Below are 20,471 nucleotides of genomic sequence, written 5' to 3'. Positions count from 1 at the left end.
CGACGTAGCCAGCAGATTTTTTTGCACCGTTCGCTTCGTTGCGGTATGGCACCCGAATCGACACCGGAAGCCAAGAGTATCAGTTCCGGTGTGTCCTACATCCCCTTCGGTATCCCCGGACTGGACGGACAGGTCCGCGGGATTCCGACCGGGAGCACGGTCCTGCTGGCCGGGGCGTCGGACGCGGGCGGCGATGCGTTCACCTACACGAGTCTCGCGACGCTGATGCTCGCGAAACACCGGCCCGAGATGGTCCCGAACGGCATCGCCCGGCGGAGCGAGGCGATTCCCGACTCGGTGACCTACATCACGCTCTCCCACGACCGCGAACACGTCTACAGCGAACTCGACGCCGTGCTCGACGGCTATCAGTTCGACACGCTCACGGACAACATGACCGTCGCGGACTTCTCCCAGCGTTTCATGGAGCTGTTGCCGGTTCCGGAGCCGCTGTTCGATGCGCGACGGAGCGACGCCGAAATCGAACAGCCCGACGCGGAGCCACCAGAGTCGGAGCCCAACGAGGGGACCTTCGAGAAACTGCTCGCCGACATCAGCGACCGGGTGAGCGACGCCGCGGAGACGCTCATCGTCATCGACTCGCTGACCGACCTCGAACGAGCGACGGAGTTCGGTCTGCCCCAGAACCACGAAATCGCGTTCCTCATGGGGCTCCGGGAAGCGGTCGTCAACTGGGGGACCGTGGCCTTCGTCAAACTCGACCGGCCCGCGGGCGACGTGCGCTCGGACGAACTCATCCACGGCCTGCTACACGGCAGCGTCTACTTCTACTCCAACGACAAGGGGTTCGAGACGTACCGGACGATGCGGGTCGGCTCCTTCGGCGGCGCGCTCGACACCGAGCGCCAGACCGTCTTCGAGTCGCTGATCGGTCCCACGGGCTTTCGAGCGAAGGCGACGAAGAAGATCGGGCCGTCGAACTGGTAATTCGGTCGGGACGAGCGCTACAGGACCAACTACGGACAGCTGCCCCGCTCTGGCCACCGTTTCGCCGTCAGGGCGAATAAACAGCAGACAACGGACATGCCCGAGCACAACGGCTAAACCGCTCCCCCTCTATACTCGCGATAGATGCTCCAGCGGGCAGAGCCACAGGACTTCGAGCGCGTCCTCTCGTCGATGTGTACGGTGCCGCATCCGTCGGCACGCGAAGCGGCGGAACGCTTCCTCGCGACGAACCCCGGGGACCCCGGTACGTACGAGACCATCGCCGATCTGGAACGTGAGGCCGTCGACTATCTCGGCGACATCACCGGGCTCTCGGACCCCGCGGGCTACGTCGCCTCGGGCGGCACGGAGGCCAACCTCCAGGCGATACGTATTGCCCGTAACCGCGCCGATACGGACGACCCGAACATAGTTGCGCCCGTCCACGCACACTTCTCCTTTACCAAGGCCGCTGACGTACTCGGTGTGGAACTGCGGACCGCGCCAGCGACGGACTACCGCGCCAACATGGAAGCGATGGGTGAACTCGTTGACGAGGACACGGTGTGTGTCGTCGGCGTCGCCGGCTCGACCGAATACGGCTACGTCGACCCGATTCCGGCCATCGCCGACCTCGCCGAGACGGTCGACGCACTCTGTCACGTTGACGCCGCGTGGGGCGGTTTCTACCTCCCCTTCACCGACCACGACTGGCACTTCGGCCACGCGAACATCGACACGATGACGATTGACCCGCACAAGGTCGGGCAGGCGGCGGTCCCCGCCGGCGGGCTACTCGCGCGCGACCGATCACTGCTTGATCAACTCGCCGTCGAAACGCCATATCTGGAGTCGACTGACCAGCTCACGCTGACCGGCACGCGCTCGGGCGCTGGCGTGGCCTCCGCCGTCGCGGCGATGGAGTCGCTGTGGCCGGCTGGCTACGAGCAGCAGTACGAAACGTCGATGGCCAACGCCGACTGGCTGGCCGACCAGCTGTCGGCGCGGGGCCACGACGTGGTCGGCCCCAAGCTTCCGCTTGTCGCGGCCGATCTCTCGATGCCGATGACCGACGAACTCCGGGACCGCGGCTGGCGGGTCTCAAAGACCGGGGCTGGCGAGATGCGTGTCGTGTGTATGCCCCACGTTACGCGGTCGATGCTGCGGTCGTTCGTGGCGGACCTCGACTGGTACTGAATCGCGGACCTCGACTGGTACTGCGTCGCCGCCCTCGGTCCCGAACATACTGGTATTGACTACTCCCGAGAAGACATACGAAGGTTTAGAAGTGCCTGTTTGCTACAGAGGGTCGTGGACCTGGTAGTACCGACCACAGCGTTCATTGCCTTCATCGGTGACTGTACGACCGCCGGCACTCCACTGTCGCCGCTGGAAGAGGCCGTCTGTACGGCCACCGGTCCAACCGGACTGGGTATCATCGCGGTGTACTCGTTTCTGATCGCGTTCATTCTCCCACTCCCGAGCGAAGTTGTACTAGTTCCGGCCGAAACGCTTCGGCTTGGACTCTCTACGAACGGGAATCTGGTGGCGATTATCCTCGTCAGTGGTCTCGGGAAGGCGTTCGGCAGTCTCGTCGCCTTCCACATCGGTCAGGAGGCAAAGGAGTACGGCCCACTCGTGCGCTGGATCAAGCGCTCACGGTTCAATATCATCGAATGGTCGGAGAAGAAGACGGTACAGCTCGCACAGAAGTACGGCTACGTCGGTCTGGCGCTCGCGCTCTGTGTTCCCTTCTTCCCCGATACGATCTCTATCTACGCGTTTACCGTCCTCGAACGCGACTACTATCGGTTCGGCGCGGCGACGTTCTTCGGCAGCGCCGGGCGGCTTGTGGTGACACTCGCACTCGCAGGCGGCACGCTCGTGCTGCTGTGAGCGGCCGGCACACAGATTTATGTAATCTGTTTGAGTAAATGCACGCATGTCCCGAAGCCGTTTGGCGGCCCAGACCCTCCTCGGCGGAATCGTCGTGTTGATCGGCCTGGCGCTGCTCGGACGGTCGACCGGACTGTTCGACGCCAGCGCGCTGTTCGTCTACGTCCCATCGTTGTTCGTCCTCGTCGGCATCTACGCGCTAGTGTCCGGCGGGCTACGGAACCTCGTGGGTCCGCTGCTGGTCATCCTCGTCGCTGGCGCGTGGCAACTGGTCACGCTGGGCGTGCTCGCCGCCCGTGACGTGGTGCAGTTCTGGCCGCTGTTAATCATCCTGTTTGGACTATCGCTCCTCCTCGGACAGTACCGGGCGAAAGCACGATCCGAGCGGAGCGATCACGTCCTGCTATTCGCGTTCTTCGGGGGCGCGGAGCGACGCATCACGGCCGACGCCTTCCGGAGCGCGGACCTGACCGCGCTGTTCGGCGGGATCGAACTTGACCTCCGGGACGTGAGGAGCAGCGACGCGCCGGCCCACGTCAGCACGACGACCATCTTCGGCGGGACCGAGATACGGGTCCCGCGGGAGTGGAACGTCCGCCTCGACGTGCTACCGCTGTTCGGCGCGGCGGAAGACTCTCGCCCTCGTTCCGACGAGGAACACAAGGATGTCGACCTCGTGATCACCGGGTTCGTCGCCTTCGGCGGTCTGGAACTGCTGGACTGACGGACAGCAGCCCGTCCAGCGCGGCGCCGAAACCAACCCCCTTTTGACCCGTCGGTGGCACACGAACAGGTATGAGCAACGACGAGTTTCCGACGGACCAGCCGGCGGTCGTGACCTGTGGGTTGCCCTACGCGAACGGTGACTTGCACGTCGGCCACCTCCGGACGTACGTCGACGGGGACGCGCTGTCGCGCTCCCTCCGACGGATCGGCCAGCAGACGGCGTTCGTTTCGGGGTCGGACATGCACGGTACACCGGTAGCGGTCAACGCCGCCGAGGAGGGTGTCGAGCCGCGGGAGTTCGCGCTTGACTTCCACGAGACCTACGCCGAGACGTTCCCGCAGTTCAACATCGAGTTCGACAACTACGGGCACACCGACGACGAGACCAACGTCGAACTCACCCAGGAGTTCGTCCGCTCGTGGGTCGAAAACGACCACGTCCACGAGAAGGAGATCGAGGTCGCCTGGGACACCGAGGAGGACCAGCCCCTCCCCGACCGCTACGTCGAAGGGACCTGTCCCTACTGCGGGGAACAGGCCCGCGGCGACGAGTGCGACGAGGGGTGCCAGCGCCACCTCGAGCCCGGCGAGATCGAGGACCCGGTGTCGACGCTGACCGGCAACCCCGCCGAGTACCGCACCCGCGAACACAAGTTCCTCCGGCTCGCCGACTTCCAGGAGTACCTCCAGGGCTTCCTCGACCGCCTGGAAGGCACCGACAACGCCCAGAACCAGCCCCGCGAGTGGATCGAGGGCGAACTGCAGGACCTCTGTATCACGCGGGACATGGACTGGGGCGTCGATTATCCGGAGGACGTCGATGGCGGCGACGAACTGGTGCTGTACGTCTGGGTCGATGCACCAATCGAATACGTGGCCTCGACGAAGCAGTACGCCGAGCGCGTCGGCGACGACGAGTACGACTGGGAGCAGGTCTGGAAGGTCGACGGCGAGGAGCACCACGGCACCGAGTGGGACGACGAGTGGTCCGACGACAACGGCGAAATCATCCACGTCATCGGGCGCGACATCATCCAGCACCACGCGGTGTTCTGGCCGGCGATGCTTCGCGGGGCGGGCTACAACGAGCCCCGGTCGATTCTGGCGACCGGGTTCGTCGGCATCGACGGCAAGGCGCTCTCGACCTCGCGCAACCGCGCCGTCTGGGCCGACGAGTACCTCGACGCCGGCTTCCATCCCGATCTGTTCCGGTACTACATCGCGACCGGCGCTCAGATCGATACGGACGTGGACTTCTCCTGGGACCGCTTCCAGGAGCGGGTCAACGGCGAACTCGTCGGCAACGTCGGCAACTTCATCTACCGCTCGCTGCTGTTCGCCGAGCGCAACTACGACGGGACGCCCGACGCGCCCGTCAGCGACGACGTGCGCGACCGAATCGAGTCGGCCATCGAGGACTTCGAGGCCGCCGTTCGGGAGTACGACGTGCGCGAACTCGCCGAAATCGCCATCGAACTCTCGAACTACGGCAACGAGTACATCCAGCGCAACGAGCCCTGGAACCTCGTCGACGACGACCCCGAGCGCGCCGAGCAGGTCATCCGTGACTGCGTCCAGCTAACGAAGGCTGTCGCGGTGCTCATGCAGCCCGTTCTGCCAGGCAAGGCCGAGCGCCTCTGGGGCCAGCTCGGCGAGCAGGGCTCCGTCGCCGACGTGACCCTCGACAGCGCGCTCGAAGCGCCGCCGGCCGAGTTCGGCGAGCCCGCGGAGCTATTCGAACAGGTCGAGGACGACCACATCGAGGCGCTGAACGAGGAACTGCAGGAACGGGTCGAGGAGGCCAGCGAGGCTTCGGCAGAAGCCTCGAATGAAGGCGGCGAAGCCGCCGGAGACGAAGTGGACGACGGCGACGTGGACACCGCCGACCTCCAGCCACTCGTCGAGGACCGCATCAGCTTCGAGGACTTCGAGGGCGTCGACATGCGCGTCGGCGAGATCCGCAGCGCCGAGCCGGTCGAGGGCGCGGACAAGCTCCTGCGTCTGGAAGTCGATATCGGCCACGAGGTCCGGCAGGTCGTCGCCGGACTCCGGCAGCTCCACGACGCCGAGGCCCTCCCCGGGACGCGCGTCATCCTGCTTGCGAACATGGAGAAAGCCGAGCTGTTCGGCATCGAATCCAACGGGATGGTGCTGGCCGCCGGCGACGAGGCGGACCTGCTGACGACTCACGAGGACGCGCCGCTGGGGACCCGCATCAAGTAAGCCCAGTCGCCAGCGCTTTTGTAGTCACGGCACGTACCGCGGACCATGGATGACGACGGGGCCGCACGAGACGATGCGGCCGCTACGGGTGACACGTTCACCGAGGAGTACGAACTGGCGACGGAAGCCGACATGATTCAGGTCGACGGTGACGCGGCCGATACGGACGCAGCCGACGAGGAGGAGGGCGCGGTCGCCGGCTCGTTCGCCCCGGACCTGGAAGTGACTCCCGATGCGCCGAAGCCTGAGAACGTTGTCTTCGTCGCGCTTGGGGTCTGCATCGCGATTCTCGCCCTCGGACGGATGTTCCTCGGGGCGGAGATGTACACGCCGTCCATACTCGGCGGCGTGGTCCTGTCTGTCGCGCTCGGAACCGCTGTACTGTACGGGTTCTTTGTCCGGACGAGCGACGCGTAAGACTGCACCGGTGCCTTCAGAGTCGCGCTCTCTACCCCGACACTTAATCCTGCTCCGACACTAAGTCGGGGCATGGTGAACCCGCTGGCGGCAGTTGCCCCACTGCAGGCCGAACCACTGTTAGGTATGTCGCTCTCCATTCTGCTGTTTCTGGCCGGCGCGGGCCTCATCGTGGGCGAAGCGCTCGCCCCTGGGACCCACTTTTTCGTCCTCGGCGTGGCCCTGCTGACGGCGGGGCTGGTCGGGCTGTTCATCCCAGCGAGCCTGGGTATCTTCGCGCCGCTCATCCTCACAGTCATCGTCCTGGCGACCACGGCGGTCACGCTCTGGGGGTATCGAAAGCTCGATTTCGCCGCGCCGGGCCGCGGCCAAACGCTCAGTTCCGACTCGCTTACTGGCCAGTTCGGGACTGTGACCGAGCGCGTGACCCGAAGTGACGGCGAGGTCAAACTGGAAGACGGCGGCTTCAATCCGTACTATCAGGCCCGCAGTTCCGGCGACCCGATAGAGGAGGGAACGGAGGTCATCGTCATCGACCCCGGCGGCGGGAACGTGCTGGATGTCGAGCCGGTAGAGTCGGCGAGCGACGAAATCGACCGCGCACTCGAACGTGATCGAAACCGGGGCAACGAGAGCGACGACACCGAACCGGAGCGAGAGTCGGAGCGGGCGTAGGTGTGTAATTCGGTAGTTTGTGACAGGGACACCGAAGCCTTTTCCTTGAGCGCTCCGGAGGTTTGACTGTCATGTTCCCCGCGACAGCACCGCTACAACCCGGAGGACTCATCGGTTTCGTTACCGTAATCTTCCTCCTGATCGCCATCGCGCTGGTGTACTCCAGCGTCGTGATCATCCGCCCGTACCAGAAAGGTGCCTACACGGTCCTCGGCACCTATCGCGGCGTCCTCGACCAGGGGATTCACTTCATCTACCCCTTCGTCTCAGACGTGACGCGGTTCGACATGCGTACCCAGACGCTCGACGTGCCACGGCAGGAGGCAATCACCCGCGACAACTCGCCGGTGACCGCCGACGCCGTCGTCTACATCAAGGTGATGGACCCGAAGAAGGCGTTCCTCGAAGTCGATAACTACGAGCGTGCCGTCTCCAACCTCGCCCAGACGACCCTCCGTGCCGTGCTGGGTGACATGGAGCTGGACGACACGCTGAACAAGCGGGGCGAAATCAACGCCCGAATCCGGAAAGAACTCGACGAACCCACCGACGAGTGGGGTGTCCGCGTCGAGAGCGTGGAGGTCCGCGAGGTCAACCCGTCCAAGGACGTCCAGCAGGCCATGGAGCAACAGACCTCCGCCGAGCGGAAACGCCGTGCCATGATTCTGGAAGCCCAGGGTGAACGGCGCTCCGCCATCGAGACGGCGGAAGGTGACAAGCAGTCCAACATCATCCGCGCGCAGGGTGAGAAGCAGAGCCAGATTCTGGAAGCCCAGGGTGACGCAATCTCGACCGTCCTCCGCGCGAAATCCGCCGAATCGATGGGCGAGCGCGCCGTCATCGACAAGGGGATGGAGACGCTCGCCGAGATCGGCCAGGGCGAGTCGACGAAGTTCATCCTCCCGCAGGAGCTCACCTCGCTGGTGGGCCGCTACGGCAAGCACCTCCAGGGCTCGGACGTGAAGGAGAACGGGCACGCGCTGGAAGCGCTCGACTTCGACGACGAGACCCGCGAGATGCTCGGTCTGGACGACATCGAGGAAATCCTCGGCCAGATCGACGAGGAAGCGCAGGTCGACGTCGAAGCGATGGAAGAGGAAGCCCAGAAGATCAAGGAGGGCCAGGACAGTGGCCTCGACAGCGCCGACGAGATGATTCAGGAGATGGACGCCGAAATCGACGACGACTCGGGCACGACTGACGTGGCCGGCGGCCCCGACGACACGACGCGAACGTCGGAAGTCGACAAGGACGACTAGTCCTGATAACCAGGCGAAGACGTTTTATTACCGACCCACCTTTTCGGTAGCAATGACGCGTGAGGGCGACGTGGACGAGGACAAGCGGGCGACGCTCCGTCGCTTTGCCGCCCTCGGTGCAGCGAGCCCGTTTGCCCGCTTCGGCGATAGCGGGAGCGAGAGCGACGCGCCCGACGCCATCGCCGGGTACGTCTCCGCACATCCCGGGACGCACTTCTCGAAGCTTCGCGACGACCTCAAACTCGGGACCGGCGAGGCCCAGCATCACCTCCACCGGCTGGAAAACGAGGACGTCGTCGCCTCACAGAAGGACGGCGACTACCGGCGGTACTTCCCGGCTGGCCAGTTCTCCGAGTTCGAACAGGTGGCGCTTGGCTACCTGCGACGCTCGACAGCCCGCGGGATGCTCGTCACGCTCCTTCGCCGTCCGGACGTGACGGCCTCTGAACTGGCCACCGAACTGGACGTTTCGCGGCCGACGGTGAGCAACTACGCCGGCGACCTGGAGTCCGCCGGACTGCTGTCCCGAGAAGACGGGTACGCGGTGACCGAGCCAGAGACAGTGTTGACACTGCTTATCCGGTACGCCGATTCGTTCGATGACGATGTTGCCGAGCTAGCGGGCGAGGCCGACTCACTGCTGCGGTACGATCCCTGAGCTGATTCTTTCCGCCGAGTTACGTCTCTCGGTCAACACCGGTAATTTCGAACCTGGCTCCGCCCGACTCGCTGTCGGTCACACTGACATCCCAGCCGTGGACGGCGGCGATATCGGCCACGATTGCGAGGCCGAAGCCGGTGCCTTCGGGCGCGGTCGAGTAGCCCGCTTCGAACACCGTGTCTCGCTCGTCTTCTGGAACCCCCGGACCGTCATCAGCGACGTAGAAACCGCTGGCGTCGTCGATGTCACCGACAGTAACCGTCACTCCGGTATCGCTTTCGACGATCTCGTCGGACTGTCCCGGACTGCCCACAGAGCCCTGCTCCATGCTGTTTTCGTGCATCTGCGAGAGCGAGGGTTCCGACCCGTGTGCCACGCAGTTCCGAAACAGGTTTTCCAGCAGGCGCTGCAATCGGCGGGGGTCAGCAACGACGACACTGTCCGTACCGGTCACCAGAGTCCCGTTCTCTGTCCCGATAGTCTCCCAGCACGCGCTTGCGGCGGTCTGTAAACTGACGGGCTCGGTGGTCGTCGCCTCGCGTCCGTCCCGTGCCAGCGTCAGGATATCGTCAATGAGCGTCTGCATCCGCTCGTGGGCGTCGTCGATACTGTCGAGGTGGTCGTTGGTCACTGCCTGTTGGGCCAACTCCAAGTGGCCCTGTGCGACTGTCAGTGGCCCCTGAAGGTCGTGGCTGACGACGCTGGCGAAGGACTCCAGTCGATCGTTCTGAACGCGGAGTCTGCGTTCGCGCTCCTTCTGGTCGGTGATATCCTGGATGAACCCCCGAACTGTCCGCTTCTCCGCGCCTTCGACGCGTTTGCCGTGGGTCCGGACCCACCGACAGTCGCCTGTTGCGGTGATGAGCCTGGTCTCGATATCGTACGGTTCCCCGTCTTCGAGGGCCGCATCGACGGCGTCCGAAACCATCTCCCTGTCTTCGGGATGATAGAAGGACAGTCCCTCTTCGATTGTCGGATCGAAGTCGTCGTCGACTCCGTGGATACGGCGAGTGCCCGCTGTCCAGGTCAACGTCCCGGTTTCGTCGAACTCCCAGGCACCGAGGTCGCCGAGTTCCTCCGCCTCGGCGAAGAAGTCCCGTAACTGGGCGAGGTTCTGTTCGTGCTCGATGCGCTCCGTGACGTCCTGGCAGTGCGAGAAGATGGTAACGACATCGCCCGAGTCGTCAGTGACGAGGCGATTGTGCCACTCGACCATGATACGCTCCCCGCCCTTCCGGACGTTCTCGTTGACGCTGTGGTAGCCACCGCTGGCCTCGCTAAGTGCGGACGTGACCGCGTCGACGTGGTCGTAGCTTTCCTCGCTGACGAACACCTCCCACGTCTCGCCGACCAGTTCCTCCTCGGTGTAGCCGAATATCTCTGTGAGAGTTTCGTTGACGCGGACGATCTCGAAGTCTTGGTTATACTCGACGAACCCGAGCGGCGACTGGTCGATAAACAGCGAGAGCCTGTCTTTACTCGCTTCGAGGGCGCGCTGTGACCGGTACTGTTCGACGGCGTTGACGATGCGGTTCGCGAGAAGGGCGTAGTGGCTGGTGTCTGACGTCTTCTGTAGATAGTCTGTGACGCCCGCGGAGATAGCGTCACCGGCGACTGCCTCGCTGCCGCGACCTGTGTACAGGATAAACGGGAGGTCAGGGTAGTCCTCGCGGACAGATTCGAGGAAGTCGATGCCGTTCTCGCCGGGCATTTCGTAGTCGGAAACGATACAGTCGACCGGCTCTGTTTCGAGCAGACGCAGGCCCGCTGCTGCACTCGTTGCGGTCTCGATGTCGAACGCAGGACGCTCTCGCGTGAGGAATGCCGCTGTCGTCTCTGCGTACTGCCGGTCGTCGTCGACGTGAAGCACCCGGATAGCGGAGCCAGCCTCGCCCATTGATGTGTACAACTATGGCTTCAATGGTTATCAATATAGACATTCGCCACTTACAATATGTCTGGATATATCAGGGATAAATCGTCTGAAACGATGAATGAGCGACGGCACCGAGCGTTCTCTAGAGTAAGAGACAGTTTGCACTCACTCGGACGACCGAGTGAGAGTGGGGATGTATCCGCGGTCGAGCCGGCACCGGTTCAGGTCTCGACCATCCACGTCGTCGAGGAGGAGTAGCCCCACTTCTCGACGGCCAGATCGTGGTCGCCGTCGGCGATGGCGGTCATATTGGTCCCGACCTCCTTGGCCGAAAGGTCGAGTTCGTCGCCGATAAGCCGCGATTTGAAATACGTCTGGTCGTCAGCATTGGAACGGAGATACTCCAGAATACGTCGCTGCTTGTCCGAGAGCGGACTGTCGGGGGTTTGTGCGGTGGCGCTCATTAGTACAGGTACTAGCAGTACCGAGACACGCTTATGGGATTTGGTACAGACGGTTAACGGCTCGCAGTCTTGCGGTTTTCACTCGCTCGAAGCGGGGATACTGCCGCGAGTTGGGCCACGCGACAGGTAGTTGGTACAGGCGGGAAACACCGTGAGCGCCCGTCGTCGCTCCGCAGTTGGGACGGTCACAGTCGTTCGCTCCGGCAGTTCTTTAGTAATGGCCCGTTTTGTGGCCGAACGGAGGTCTATCACATTGGAAATCTCGGATCAACTGCTGTGTCTGTTCAGTGCCGATATCCGCGACGAGGGGGACCGGTACGTCGTGGAGGTCCCGCGTCGAGAGATCGAGACGGGCGCAGTCGACTCGGGCAGTACCTATCGTGTTGCGCTCATCTCCGCAGACGAGGGGACAGAGACGGAGGAGGAGACGGTGTCAGACACGCCACCGGACCAGCCACAGCCGCCGGTCGAACCGGGCGAAACGCGCTACGTCGAGATCGAAGACATCGGGAAGCAGGGCGACGGCATCGCCCGCGTCGAACGCGGCTACGTCATCATCGTTCCGGGGGCTGAAATCGACGAACGAGTCAAGATCGAAGTTACCGAAGTCAAGTCGAACTTCGCGGTCGGCGAGATCATCGACGACGTCTGAAACTACTCGTAGGCACTGCCGTCGGGGCGCTTTGCCCCTTCGGAGTCGTGGACGACGACCTGTCCGGCTGACGGGTCGACGGGCCGGTAGTTGTCGCGGACGCCGATGGCTTCTTCGAGTTCCCGAACGGCGCGTTCCTTGAGCGCCGCCGCCAACTCCTCGGCGTCGGCTCTGGAGATATCCCGGCCGAGTCCCTCACATTCGTGAGCCCGGACCATCCCCTCCTCGTCGACGGCTTCGCCCATCGGCTGGCTCGTCCCGCCCAGCGCGACGCTGAACGGGTAGGTCCGGCAGATGAGCGGGCGGTCGCCGTGGACCGTACAGGCACCCGTGCCATCGTCGTCTTCAGCGTAGAACGTGCAGTCGCCGCAGTCGTCAGTCTGGAGCGCCCACTCGAACGTCTCACCCTCGGGGCCGTCCGGGCCGTCGGCCAGTCCGTACGGCATCGGGCGGGCGACGTCACGGAAGTCGTACTCCCCGGCGGACTGTAGCTGCCTGATCTCGTCGGGAAACACCGTCGCCGTGTGGGGTTCGGCGTCGGTTTCTCCAGAGCCGTCGTTCTCATTCTCACCGGCACCACCGGCGACTCTGTCCGTCTCGTCGGCACCCTCTCCCCTCTCGCCACACGCCGACTCGGCCTTGCAGCAGGCCCCACAGCGGGTGCATTCGAACCCGATGGTCTCGATAGCGTCGGCCAGTTCCGACTCGTCGAGCGCGCGGGCCCGTTCGAGTTCGGTTTCCAGGGAGTCCACAGCCGTGGTAGCGGGCCGACGGGCAAAAAGGCGTCACTCCGCCGGGTTCGGTATAGCCCGGGCACCGTCCCACGAAACAGTGCCCTCGACGGCGAGCTTTTCGAGGTGAGCCAGCACTGTCGCGCGGGCCAGGTCGCGCACCCCGGTAAGGTCCTTTTCGTAGGCGGCGTCGAGGATTTCGTCGAGTGTGTCGGCCCCGTCGTCGTTGACAGCCGCCCGAACACGTTGCTCGCGCTCCAGTCGGTGGCTGATGAGGCGCGCACAGGTCTCCCGCGGCGTCTCGATACGCGGGCCATGGCCCGGTAACAGCACGTCGGGGTTTCTGGCGTGGAGTCGCCGCAGTGACGCGAGATAGGCCCGAACGTCGCCCTCTGGTGCGCCGACGACGACGCTGCCCTCGGCCACGGCGAGGTCGCCGGAGACGACGGTCCCGTCAGTTGCGAAGGCGACGTGCTCCGGCGCGTGGCCCGGCGTGTCGAGGACGGTCACCGGGCCGGCGTCGGTCGGAATCGTCGTCCCGTCGCTGAACAGTTTGTCAGGGGTAACGCCGGTCGCAGCCTCGAATGCGGTCGCCCGGCCACGCCGCGCCCAGACCGTCGCGTTCGTCTCTCTGGCGTAGTGTGCGACGGCACCGGCGTGGTCAGGGTGGTAGTGTGTGAGCGCAATGTGAGCGAGGGTGCGGTCACTGAGAAGCGAATCGAGCGCATCATCCGTATCCGCGGGGTCCACGAGAAGAGCCGCCTCGTCGCCGCAAACGTATACCGCCGTGGTGCCGGTCGGTGCCCGCGTCGGGACGGGCACGTCGGCCCGCTGCCAGTCCATACCGACGGGTCAGACTGTGAGGAAATAAACCTGTTTGCGTGCGTCAGTGAAGCTGTACCGCGAGTCGACCAGCTCTGACTCCTCCAGTCGGTTCAGGGCGTACCTGACAGTCCGGTCCGGGAGCAGCGAGTTCTCGGCTAGTTCGCCCTGTGACAGCGGGGCGTCGTCCTCCAGCACCTTCGCGACGAGCTTCGCGCTCGGCGGGAGTTCACGCAGGGTGTCGCGGAACTCCTCGTCGGTGAAAGGTGCTGGTGCAGCGTTTTCAGTTAATGCGCTCATAGTGGCTGATATTCCAGACTTACTGGTAAAACTTGGCTATATGCATGACCAAACAATACAGATTCTATGAAGTGTTTAATGTGTCCTTATACAGAACCGCCATCGTGCGGTTCTCGTCGCTATCCGGAAAGTACGACCAGAACTATCAGGGCCGAGAGCGCGAGCGGATCTGACCTGACTGGAAAACAGCCCGACCGATGAAAGGGGATTCCAGTATCGTTTTATCCCCCGCGGGGTGAGCAATACACCGTGAAAGGGCAGGAGTGGTATCAGGCCGACACCGTGGCCGAAGAGTACGAGGCCAAGCGGTTCTCCCGTGGCGGTCGGCTTATCGACCGACGCGAGAAACAGGCCGTCCTCGACGCAATCGGCCCCGTGGCCGACAAGGACGTGTTAGAGGTAGCTTGCGGAACCGGACGGTTCACTGTGATGCTGGCCGAGCGCGGCGCGAACATCACCGGACTGGACATCTCAGGACCGATGCTCCAGCAGGGCCGTGAGAAAGCACAGGCGACTGGTGTCGACGACCGTGTCGAGTTCATGCGGGGTGACGCGGCCCGGCTGCCGTTCCCGGACGACCATTTCGACACCGTGTTTGCGATGCGCTTTTTCCATCTGGCGGACACGCCGGCGGCGTTCCTCGCTGAGATGCGCCGCGTCTCGAAGGAACAGGTCTTCTTCGATACGTTCAACCGGTTTTCGACCCGGTCGATATACAACTGGGCGCTCCCGATGGGGTCGCGGCTCTACTCCCGCTGGGAGATCGACCGGCTGCTGGACGGAGCCGGACTGGAACTGACCGAGGCGAACCACGACTGGCTGCTTCCCTACGGATTCTACCGGAAGATTCCGAACGAACTGGCCGCCTCGTTCCGCTCGCTCGATACGGCGCTCGGCGGCACGCCACTCGGCGAAAAGCTGGCATCGGTGTCGTACTGGAACACCCATGTGTAGCTCGCCGCCGCTCGGACAGCCCGTTTTCCCTGAATGGATGTCGCCGTCCGTCTCCCGCGACTTTTAAGCGCCTTCGCCGCCGTACCCAGAGGTATGGATATCTCGGTAGTGGTCCCGACGTTGAACGGCCGGGAGGAGCTGTCCGGCTGTCTGGACGCACTCACCGAGCAGGTTCCCGATGCCGAAGTGATTGTGGTCAACGGCCCGTCGGCCGACGGCACGACGGGCATGGTCCGCGACCGGGACGACGTGTCGATCCTCGTCGAGATCGCCGACCGCTCGGTCACGGTCGCCCGCAACGCAGGGATCGACCGGGCCACGGGAGACGTTATCGCGCTCGTCCACCAGGCTCTCTCGGTCGAGTCCGGCTGGGCTGACGCGGTGAAAAACGGGCTCTCGGGGGCAACCCAGGCCATCACCGGGCCGACACACCAGCAACTCTGGGCCGGAATGACGACCGAAACCGAGGAGACGCGGACGATAGCCGGCCGCGACGTGACGTATTTCAATCCCGGAAACGTCGCGTTCGACGCGGAGGTGCTGGAAGCGCTCGACGGGTTCGACGAGTACCTGAACGTTGGCAGCGCCCGGGACTTCGCACACCGGATGGCCGCCAGTGATTACGGCGTCGACTGGAGCACGGCGATGTGCGTCAGCCGCGAGTTCGAGGCCGACGGCGGCACCACGGAGACCGACTGGAACTGGAAGTACCGCTCGCTCGCCTACCGGCTGGTGAAGAACTACAACGTCCGCCCAACCGTGTTGCGGCGACTCCTCAGCCACGCGGCGAGTGACGCGACGGACGCGCTGATCGATGTCGTGCGCGGGGAGACGACGCCGTCGCAGTGGCTCGGCAACGGGCAGGACGTGTTCGGCGGCGTCGGGTCCGGCATCGTCGACGGCCTCCGCGCACGCGTGACCGACCGGACACCCTGTCGGAACCCGAACGGCCGCTCCGCGCGCGCGGACCGCGCGGTGACTGTGTACGACTGGCGGTAGTAGCGGTAACCGGTACTGGCCGCAACCGTTCGACCGGAATAGGAGTTGTCGGCGGTCAGGGGGCCAGCGCCTCGATGACGCGGTTGGGATTGTTCGAGAACACCTTTCGCATCGCGTCTTCGGGAACGTCCAGTGTCAGAATCTCCATCACGGCCACGTTCGGGTGGACGCTGGGGACGCCGCTCCCGAAGAGAACGCGGTCAGGGTGTTCCAGAATCGCCCGCTCCATCGGCCGCCGGTAGCGGACCGCACTGGTGTCGAGATACAGATTGTCGTGGGTCTCCAGCAGGTCGATAGCTCGTTCCATCAGGTCCCGCCGGAGCGGGTGGGCACCGAAATGCGAAAGGATGACCGGGAAATCGTACGCTAACAGCGATTCGGCGACAGTTTCGGGCGGAAACCCTTCGCCGCCGTGGACGATGACGGGCAGTGATACGGACGCCAGTTCTGCGAGGACTTCTTCGTCGGGTAGTCCGTCAGTCGGTGGATGGATCTTGAAGCCATAGAACCGGTCGTCGTAGGCGTACTGCTCGATGTCCTCGGGCGAGGTGTGTTCCTCCGTGCGACTGCTCGCGAGGTTGCGGAGGGTCGACCCGGGACCGGTCCCCGGGTCCCGAGCGCCGTTGACTCTGGCGAAGGCGACCATCGGCCGCTCGACAGTCATCCGGGCGACGGCGTTGTTCGCTTTCAGATACGAGCCGTCTCGCTCGCCGGGAAAGACGACGGAGCGGACGACACCGGCCTGGTGCATCTCCCGTTCCAGTTGCTCCGGGTCACCCATACCGTCTCGGGGTCGGCGCTGCTCGTCGGGTTCCAGTCGCGCGTGCACGTCGACCACCCGAAAGCCGTGCTCCAACTCCAGCATCTACTATACGGTGTGTATACACCCATATTAAAAGGTGTGTAGGTCCAGCCGGGATTACAGGGACAGCACGGCGCTGTCACCCGACGAGCGGTCTACGCCGTTAGAAAGTTTTATATAGAACCGCTTGCCTTGTCTTAAGTGAGGTTCAACACATATGTCATCTGGCCAGCGACGCATGGGCGGCCAGCCTCTTTTCATCCTTGATGAGGACGCCCAGCGCACACACGGGAAGGACGCACAGTCATCGAACATCTCCGCCGGAAAGGCCGTAAGCGAGTCCGTACGGACCACGCTCGGTCCCCGCGGCATGGACAAGATGCTCGTCTCCGACGACGGTGATGTGGTCATCACCAACGACGGGGCGACCATCCTCTCCGAGATGGACATCGAACACCCTGCGGCCCAGATGATCGTCGAAGTCGCCCAGACTCAGGAGGACGAAGTGGGCGACGGAACGACGACGGCGTCCGTGCTGGCCGGGGAACTGCTGACGAAAGGCGAGGACCTGCTCGACGACGACGTCCACCCGACAACAATCGTCGAGGGGTACTCTGCCGCGGCTGAACTCGCACAGGACGCTATCAACGAGCTCGTCCTCGACGTCGACCTCGACGACGAGACGCTGGTCGAGGTCGCCGAATCCTCGATGACCGGTAAGGGCACCGGTGACGTCGAGGCCGAGAAACTCGCCGAAGTCGTCGTCGACGCCGTCCGCCACGCCAAGAGCGACAACGGCGTCCGCCGGGACAACATCGAAGTCCACACCCAGACGGGTGCGGCTTCCTCCGCGACCAAGCTCGTCGAGGGCGTCATCGTCGACGAGACGGCCGTCCACGACAACATGCCGACTTCGGTCGAAGACGCGTCCATCGCGGTCATCGACACCGAACTCGACGTCCGCGAGAGCAACATCGACGCCGAGTACAACGTCTCCAGCGTCGACCAGCTCAACGCCGCGCTCGACGCCGAGGAGCAGGAACTCAGCGGCTACGCCGAGGAAGTCGTCGAAAGCGGCGCTGACGTGGCCTTCGTCACCGAGGACGTCGCCGACCGCGTCGCCTCCCAGCTCGCCAAGGAAGGCGTCTTCGTCGCCGACAGCATCGGCTCCTCGACCGCCAAGGACATCGTCGAGGCCACCGGCGCGAAGCGCGTCGGCTCGCTGGAAGCCCTCGACGAGGACTCGCTCGGCCACGCCGACAGCGTCGACGTCGAGAAGCAGGGTGACGACGACGTGACGTTCATCACCGGCGGCGCGACCGCCGAGTCCGTCACGGTCATCGCCCGCGGCTCCACCGAACACGTCGTCGACGAGCTCGAACGTGCGCTCAACGACGCGCTCGACACCGTCATCGCCGCACTCGACGCCGGCGGTGTGGTCCCCGGTGCAGGCGCGACTGAGATCGCTATTGCCGACCACATCCGCTCCGAAGCGGCGTCCATCGAGGGCCGCAAGCAGCTCGCCGTCGAAGCGTTCGCCGACGCCGTCGACGTGCTGCCCCGCACGCTCGCGGAGAACACGGGCCTCGACGCAATCGACGCGCTCGTCGACCTCCGTGCCGAACACGAGAGCGAGGGCATCGCCGGCATCATCAGCGAAGGCCAGACCGGCGTCGTCGGTGACCCCGTCGACTACGGCATCCTCGACCCCGCCGCTGTCAAGCGCGAAGCGGTCGACTCCGCCACCGAGGCGGCGACGATGATCGTCCGCATCGACGACGTTATTTCGTCGAGCTAAGCTGGTTTAGACATCAAACCTGTTTTCTTTTGACCGCGCCAGAGAGCGGCGCGACCGCTGTAGAAACCACCGCTCAGTCGCCGCTGGGCTCGACAGAAAGCGTCAGCGTCGCATCGGCCCCGTCAGCGAGCGCTTCGACGAGGTCCCGGTCAACGTCGCCGGCCGCCGCGTCGGCGTTTACCATCACAGTCCGGTCATCGACGTAGTCGCTCGTCCGCAGGACGTGGCTCCGGTCGTTCTCGAAGGAGAGGTCGGGATGGCCGGTTCCGGTCACAGTAACGGTCTGCTCGCCGGCTTCGATAGTCGCTGTAATCGTCGCGTCGGCGTCTTGGCAGGCCGTTACGAACTCGCTGTCGAAGTCGGCAGGAACACGGTCGGCCTCGATAGCGAGGATGCAGTCACCTGCAGGGGTTAGAAAGTCGTCGCTCGTCACTTCCAGCGTGCTGGCGTGCTCGCCGGAGACGTTCTCGTGGCCCTGTGCACGGACCACTTCCTCGAGTGTCATACCTCCCGGTCACTGCCGGGCGTACTTCAGCGGGACGACTCCGACCTGACGACGGTAATCGTCACCGCACCGCAGGCGCACTCGTGGGCCTCGCGGCGGCCGGCCTCGGTCTCGAACACCAGCGCTGGCTCGCCGAGCGGGCGCTCGCAGTGCTGGGCCTCGCAAGTCGGTGTCGCCGCCTCGTGTAGTTCGGTGAGCATATCTGGATAGTAGATGGCTACCTATGTCAAGGCGAGCCATCCCCGTAGTGAAAGTGAAAGTGAAGCCGTGGGGCAAAGGATATGCCCCCGCGGAACGGGCCACAAGGTATGTCGCTGGAGTGGCGCGGCGCGGCGGTTGCGCCGGACGACGAGATGCCGTCCCCGGAGTCGTGGGAACCGGTGTCAGTGCCCGGCCGGCCCGAGGGGTTCGCCGGCGCCGAGGCCGTGGCCTACGAAACGACGTTCTCGGACCCGCGGGACGAGAGCGATGCACACACGCTGCTGGTGCTGAACGGAGCATACGCGCACACGCGCGTGTGGTGCAACGGGGATCTGCTCACCAGCCACGACGCCTACTTCGAACCGCTCCGGGTTCGACTCCCCGAGAGCGAGGAGTACCGGATCGTCGTGGAGTGTCGCGCGCCGGCGGACCGTTTCGGCGGGTTGCACGCGACCGACCAGCTACCGCCGGAGCGCTGTGTCCCGGGCATCTGGTGGGACGCACGGCTCGAAACCCGGCCCGACCCCTGCGTGAGCGAGCTTTCGGCCCAGCCACAGGTATCGGAAGCCGACGTAACCGATGCGACAGTGGAAGTGTCGGCGACTGTCCTGTCCGAAGAGCCGCTTGACGACCGGATTACGCTCTCACTCCGGCCGGAGGGTGACGTTCGTGGCGGCGGGATGATGGACCGCGCTCGCGTCTCGACTGACGAGGAGACGACGTCGGTGACCTACACGATAGACGTGCGCGACCCGTCGCTGTGGTGGCCCCACGACCGCGGCGAGCAGTCCCGCTACGTCCTCAGCGCGAAGCTCGATGACGACGAACACTCGGTGACGACGGGACTACGTACTGTTTCGTACGACGACGGCCTGCAGGTCAACGGCGAGGAGGTGCCGGTTCGCGGCGTGACACTGCTGGACCCGACCGCGGAGGACGTCGTGCGGGCCGTCGACGCCAACGCAAATCTGGTCCGGGTTCGGGCACAGGGGACGCCGCCCGAAGTGGCCCGCGCCTGTGACGACCACGGCGTCCTGCTCTGGCAGGACCTCCCGTTGTCGGGCCCCGGTTCGTTCGACAACGAACGGGGAACCAATCTCGCGGCACGGCTCGATGCGACCTACGCGCAGCATCCCAGTTTCGCGGCGGTCGGCGTTCACGACGAGCCAGTGTCACCCTACGCCGACGGCCTTGGGTCCGGGTTCCTCGACCGACTACGCTTTCGCTGGCGGGCCTGGCGAACCGGATACGACAGCACCGAGGCCGAGACCGTGGCTGGGGCCGTGGACTCCGTCCCGACGTTCCCGGTGGTCGGCCCGCCCGGAATCGACCCCGACGCGGCCACGCTGTACCCGGGGTGGCGGTACGGCGACACGGCCGACCTCCCATGGCTCTGTTCCCAGTTCGGCGTCGGCGACGTCGTCGCCGGCTTCGGGGCCGGCGCGCTCGGGACGGCCGACCCGGTGGATACCCCGGGGTTCGACCGCGCCCGGCACGACCGCCACATCGACGACGGGGTGGCTGGGTCACAGGCGTACCAGGCTGACGTCGTCCGCGAGGTG

22 protein-coding genes are annotated in these 20,471 nt (G+C 64.6%); 14 read left to right on the top strand and 8 right to left on the bottom strand.

Features of this window, described 5'->3' with window-relative positions; all coding sequences use genetic code 11:
• Nucleotides 1-45 precede the first annotated feature (45 nt).
• The 9 genes from GJ630_RS14585 to GJ630_RS14545 all read left to right on the top strand — a co-directional run bounded on the left by GJ630_RS14585 (nucleotide 46) and on the right by GJ630_RS14545 (nucleotide 8,802).
• Nucleotides 46-948 carry a chemotaxis protein CheY gene (locus GJ630_RS14585; RefSeq protein WP_191450167.1) on the top strand — a complete coding sequence of 301 codons (903 nt, stop codon included), beginning with the start codon at nucleotides 46-48 and terminating at the stop codon, nucleotides 946-948.
• Nucleotides 949-1,092: 144 nt separating this feature from the next.
• Nucleotides 1,093-2,145, top strand: coding sequence for a tyrosine decarboxylase MfnA (gene mfnA / locus GJ630_RS14580; RefSeq protein ID WP_191450166.1), 1,053 nt, complete (start codon nucleotides 1,093-1,095; stop codon nucleotides 2,143-2,145).
• A 114-nt stretch (nucleotides 2,146-2,259) separates the two neighbouring features.
• A complete protein-coding gene (locus tag GJ630_RS14575) occupies nucleotides 2,260-2,844 on the top strand; it encodes a YqaA family protein (RefSeq protein WP_050036920.1) in 585 nt (194 codons plus the stop codon).
• 46 nt (nucleotides 2,845-2,890) lie between these two features.
• Nucleotides 2,891-3,568, top strand: a complete 678-nt coding sequence (locus GJ630_RS14570) for a LiaF domain-containing protein (protein ID WP_050036921.1) — start codon at nucleotides 2,891-2,893, stop codon at nucleotides 3,566-3,568.
• A 71-nt stretch (nucleotides 3,569-3,639) separates the two neighbouring features.
• Nucleotides 3,640-5,793 carry a methionine--tRNA ligase gene (gene metG, locus GJ630_RS14565; protein WP_014041026.1) on the top strand — a complete coding sequence of 718 codons (2,154 nt, stop codon included), beginning with the start codon at nucleotides 3,640-3,642 and terminating at the stop codon, nucleotides 5,791-5,793.
• A 45-nt stretch (nucleotides 5,794-5,838) separates the two neighbouring features.
• Nucleotides 5,839-6,210: a hypothetical protein gene (locus GJ630_RS14560; protein WP_014041027.1), complete on the top strand. Its 372-nt coding sequence runs from the start codon at nucleotides 5,839-5,841 to the stop codon at nucleotides 6,208-6,210.
• Between the two features lie 72 nt (nucleotides 6,211-6,282).
• Nucleotides 6,283-6,885: an NfeD family protein gene (locus GJ630_RS14555; protein ID WP_064288873.1), complete on the top strand. Its 603-nt coding sequence runs from the start codon at nucleotides 6,283-6,285 to the stop codon at nucleotides 6,883-6,885.
• 71 nt (nucleotides 6,886-6,956) lie between these two features.
• A complete protein-coding gene (locus tag GJ630_RS14550) occupies nucleotides 6,957-8,144 on the top strand; it encodes an SPFH domain-containing protein (protein WP_050036924.1) in 1,188 nt (395 codons plus the stop codon).
• A 52-nt stretch (nucleotides 8,145-8,196) separates the two neighbouring features.
• Nucleotides 8,197-8,802, top strand: a complete 606-nt coding sequence (locus GJ630_RS14545) for a MarR family transcriptional regulator (RefSeq protein ID WP_050036925.1) — start codon at nucleotides 8,197-8,199, stop codon at nucleotides 8,800-8,802.
• Between the two features lie 19 nt (nucleotides 8,803-8,821).
• Here the strand turns inward: GJ630_RS14545 and GJ630_RS14540 are convergent, their stop codons facing one another.
• Nucleotides 8,822-10,702, bottom strand: coding sequence for a PAS domain S-box protein (locus tag GJ630_RS14540; protein WP_191450164.1), 1,881 nt, complete (start codon nucleotides 10,700-10,702; stop codon nucleotides 8,822-8,824).
• A gap of 200 nt (nucleotides 10,703-10,902) precedes the next feature.
• Nucleotides 10,903-11,145 (bottom strand): hypothetical protein, encoded by a 243-nt coding sequence (locus GJ630_RS14535; protein ID WP_050007044.1) that lies wholly within the window; start codon nucleotides 11,143-11,145, stop codon nucleotides 10,903-10,905.
• A 253-nt stretch (nucleotides 11,146-11,398) separates the two neighbouring features.
• On the opposite strand from GJ630_RS14535, the gene GJ630_RS14530 reads away from it, so the two are divergent.
• Entirely contained in the window at nucleotides 11,399-11,797 is a 399-nt protein-coding gene (locus tag GJ630_RS14530) for a TRAM domain-containing protein (RefSeq protein ID WP_050007045.1), read from the top strand.
• 2 nt (nucleotides 11,798-11,799) lie between these two features.
• On the opposite strand, the gene GJ630_RS14525 is transcribed toward GJ630_RS14530, so the two are convergent.
• The 3 genes from GJ630_RS14525 to GJ630_RS14515 are packed head-to-tail and all read right to left on the bottom strand — an operon-like array spanning nucleotide 11,800 to nucleotide 13,650.
• Nucleotides 11,800-12,549, bottom strand: coding sequence for a YkgJ family cysteine cluster protein (locus tag GJ630_RS14525; protein ID WP_050007046.1), 750 nt, complete (start codon nucleotides 12,547-12,549; stop codon nucleotides 11,800-11,802).
• A 33-nt stretch (nucleotides 12,550-12,582) separates the two neighbouring features.
• Complete coding sequence (locus tag GJ630_RS14520; protein ID WP_050036927.1) at nucleotides 12,583-13,371, bottom strand: MBL fold metallo-hydrolase; 789 nt, start codon at nucleotides 13,369-13,371, stop codon at nucleotides 12,583-12,585.
• 9 nt (nucleotides 13,372-13,380) lie between these two features.
• Nucleotides 13,381-13,650, bottom strand: a complete 270-nt coding sequence (locus GJ630_RS14515; protein ID WP_004591318.1) for a helix-turn-helix domain-containing protein — start codon at nucleotides 13,648-13,650, stop codon at nucleotides 13,381-13,383.
• A 249-nt stretch (nucleotides 13,651-13,899) separates the two neighbouring features.
• Here GJ630_RS14515 and GJ630_RS14510 point away from each other — a divergent pair, with 249 nt between their 5' ends.
• Together GJ630_RS14510 and GJ630_RS14505 are read left to right on the top strand one after the other, a co-directional pair.
• Entirely contained in the window at nucleotides 13,900-14,604 is a 705-nt protein-coding gene (locus tag GJ630_RS14510) for a class I SAM-dependent methyltransferase (RefSeq protein WP_014041035.1), read from the top strand.
• A 93-nt stretch (nucleotides 14,605-14,697) separates the two neighbouring features.
• Nucleotides 14,698-15,603 carry a glycosyltransferase family 2 protein gene (locus GJ630_RS14505; RefSeq protein WP_129755480.1) on the top strand — a complete coding sequence of 302 codons (906 nt, stop codon included), beginning with the start codon at nucleotides 14,698-14,700 and terminating at the stop codon, nucleotides 15,601-15,603.
• 55 nt (nucleotides 15,604-15,658) lie between these two features.
• Here the strand turns inward: GJ630_RS14505 and GJ630_RS14500 are convergent, their stop codons facing one another.
• Complete coding sequence (locus tag GJ630_RS14500) at nucleotides 15,659-16,468, bottom strand: amidohydrolase family protein (protein ID WP_014041037.1); 810 nt, start codon at nucleotides 16,466-16,468, stop codon at nucleotides 15,659-15,661.
• Between the two features lie 175 nt (nucleotides 16,469-16,643).
• On the opposite strand from GJ630_RS14500, the gene thsA reads away from it, so the two are divergent.
• Entirely contained in the window at nucleotides 16,644-18,203 is a 1,560-nt protein-coding gene (thsA, locus tag GJ630_RS14495; protein WP_014041038.1) for a thermosome subunit alpha, read from the top strand.
• A 73-nt stretch (nucleotides 18,204-18,276) separates the two neighbouring features.
• Here thsA and GJ630_RS14490 read toward each other — a convergent pair whose 3' ends face one another.
• Together GJ630_RS14490 and GJ630_RS19640 are read right to left on the bottom strand one after the other, a co-directional pair.
• Nucleotides 18,277-18,708, bottom strand: a complete 432-nt coding sequence (locus GJ630_RS14490) for a DUF371 domain-containing protein (protein WP_050007049.1) — start codon at nucleotides 18,706-18,708, stop codon at nucleotides 18,277-18,279.
• 26 nt (nucleotides 18,709-18,734) lie between these two features.
• Nucleotides 18,735-18,908: a hypothetical protein gene (locus tag GJ630_RS19640; RefSeq protein WP_165353761.1), complete on the bottom strand. Its 174-nt coding sequence runs from the start codon at nucleotides 18,906-18,908 to the stop codon at nucleotides 18,735-18,737.
• 108 nt (nucleotides 18,909-19,016) lie between these two features.
• On the opposite strand from GJ630_RS19640, the gene GJ630_RS14485 reads away from it, so the two are divergent.
• A partial coding sequence (locus GJ630_RS14485; RefSeq protein ID WP_191450162.1) for a hydrolase occupies nucleotides 19,017-20,471 on the top strand: 1,455 nt, incomplete at its 3' end.

Origin of the sequence: Haloarcula sp. CBA1122, assembly GCF_009741785.1 — an archaeon.
GTDB lineage: Archaea > Halobacteriota > Halobacteria > Halobacteriales > Haloarculaceae > Haloarcula > Haloarcula hispanica.
Note: the sequence above shows the minus strand (reverse complement) of the source record. Positions and strands in the feature narration are given on the sequence as shown.